A 2,610-nucleotide genomic window follows, 5' to 3' on the forward strand; every position below is an offset into this window, starting at 1 on the left:
AATGTTGCTGGTGTAAATGCTGACAAAATACAATCAATAGATGTTGATGCTAAAACAAAAGGTTCTATGTATTTAAATGCTAGTGGATATTATTATAGTCCTGATTCTTTTAAAGTGTTTAATAAAATAAGCAAAAAAAATGGTAATTTTAAGGTAGATAAATATGTAGGTATAGGTTCTGTGCAAGACTGGTGGTATTTTGCTAAAGGGTGGAATGAAAACAAAGAAGGTTTTAGAGATACAGCTAGTGAGTATAGATTAACCGCTAATATCGATTTTAAAAAGCAAAACTACGCTAATTACTGGTTTGACTTAAATGGTGATGGTAAAAAAGACGCTAATGAAATTACTAGTATGATAGTTGGCTATGATAATAAAAATTATTTTAATAAAATTTTTGATGGTCAAGGTTTTACTTTAAGTAATATCAATATAGATACAACAAACTTAGAAAATAAACCAAAATATTTAGGAATTTTTGGCGTATTAAGAGCTGCTACTTTAAAAAATCTTAATGTTGATTATAATCAAGGAAGTATCATAGGTTCAAACGATGGCATTATTTACGCAGGCGGTATGGCTGGTATGATTATGGATGGTAGTGATGTAAGTAATATCACATTAAAAGGTATTAAAGAGATAAAAGCAGAATCAAAAAATCATATTAGTTATGTGGGTGGTTTTGCTGGCATTATTGCAGATTGGGGTGGAGATTTAGATGATTGGGATGGTGTGAATTGCTATGATGATATTTGGTGTTTCATGAAAGGAAGCTCATTTAACAACATAGCTCTTAAGGATATAGGTAAGATTTATGGCAAAGGTGATTTAGCCTATGTAGGTGGCTTTACTGGGGGTTTATGGTCTGGAGTTTATAATTATAGCAATATAGGACATAAATTTGATAATATTGTTTTACATAATATTGATAGTATCATGGCAGAAACAGATACTGAAAGAGCGAGAGTTGGTGGTTTTGTAGGACTTATTTTTAATTCAACTCAAGGAGATTTTAGCGGAGATAGAATTAATGAGTTTAATCACATAGTATTAAATGATATTGATTTGATTCAAGCTAAAAATAACGGAACTTATGATTGGGGCCCTCCTTTTTATATTAAAGATGATGCTTTTGCAGGAGGGTTTGTAGGATATTCAGATGGTCAAAATTATTACTCTAATATAGTTTTAAACAATATTAAAAACATTCATAGTCAAAGTATTGACAAAGCAGAAACAAGCTATGCTGCTGGTTTTATGGCATATTCAGCAAGCACAGGGCAAATTTTTTCTAATATAGTTTTAAACAATATAGGTTCTATTATAGCAGATGGAACAGATTATATGGATGGTAAAACAAGAGCTGGTGGATTTGTTGCTGTGGACGGAGATAAAGGTAGAGATCAGTTTAAAAATATTTATATATTCTTTAGTCCTAATGCAAAAATCGAAGCAAATAGTGATGGAACAAATGAATATGCTGGACTTTTCCATGCTATTTCTAAAACAGACTCTAAACATGAAAATATTTTTATATATCATCCAAATATAACAGAAAAAGGCACTATTGCGGATACCACTAAAGGATTTCAAAAGATTTCATACAACAGCAGTGATCATGATAGCAAATACACCGAATTTAAAAATCAAATTAATAAGGATCTAAAAGATTATGGCTTGCATGAAAAAGATGGCTATTTTAGTTTCAATACTAATTTTGAAGTAAAACCAAGTGAAAATATCTTTAGACCTGATGTAGAAAAGATTAAAGATGAAACAGCCACTTTAGATGAAAATGATTTAATTAGTGATGATATATGGGATTATATTATAAATGATATTGATAAAATTCATTATAATATAGATATTAGATTATTAGCTAAATTACTAAGTGAATATAGCAATATATCAAATAAAACAGAAGATGAGCAGGTTAAGTTTGTAACCACATACTTAGGCGTAAAAGAAAATGATGCTAGAGCATTATTGCAAAGCTTGAGCTTCTTAAATGCATACAAAGATCATGATATAAACAAAGCTAAATTTACTAATGAAATAGTAAAAACTAACTTTGCAAATTCTTTCAAAAATGCTGACACTAAATTTACAAACTTTAATAATAAGAAAAACAAACTATATAACGAGCTTAAAGTTCTTAATGAAAATATAGTATCAAAAGGATTTAATCTTGAATACTTACTTGAAGTCAATCAAGAACAATTAGCTAAAGCTATAAAAGCTTATAATGATTATATAGTTTTAATAGAAAAAGGCTTGAAAAATGAAAATGATCCTGCATTTATAAATATCAAAAATACTATCATAAAGCTTAACAATGAAGCTAAAAATCTTTATGCACAATTGCTTGACTATAAAGGCAAGCTTCAAGATTTTAAAGATAATAACGAATTTAAAAAAGTTATCATAGCTGGAGATTTTAAAACCATTCCTTTATTAATAGCTCCTGATGTTAATAGACCTATTGATGGAGGTGGTGAAGATGGTGACTATGAAAAAATCTCTCGCCAAGTAGCTGATTCACAAAAACAAACACCTGTTTTTGAATACGAAGAAGAAGAGATTGAGGAAGTTGAAGAATCTGCATTTAAA

General features: G+C 29.1%; 1 protein-coding gene. It reads left to right on the forward strand.

Annotated features, from left to right (window positions below; translation table 11 throughout):
- The coding region (locus CAMP5053_RS08000; RefSeq protein WP_337217619.1) for a hypothetical protein at positions 1–2,610 on the forward strand (2,610 nt) is incomplete at both ends.

Source organism: Campylobacter sp. S4:11, from assembly GCF_024723695.1.
GTDB lineage: Bacteria > Campylobacterota > Campylobacteria > Campylobacterales > Campylobacteraceae > Campylobacter_D > Campylobacter_D jejuni_C.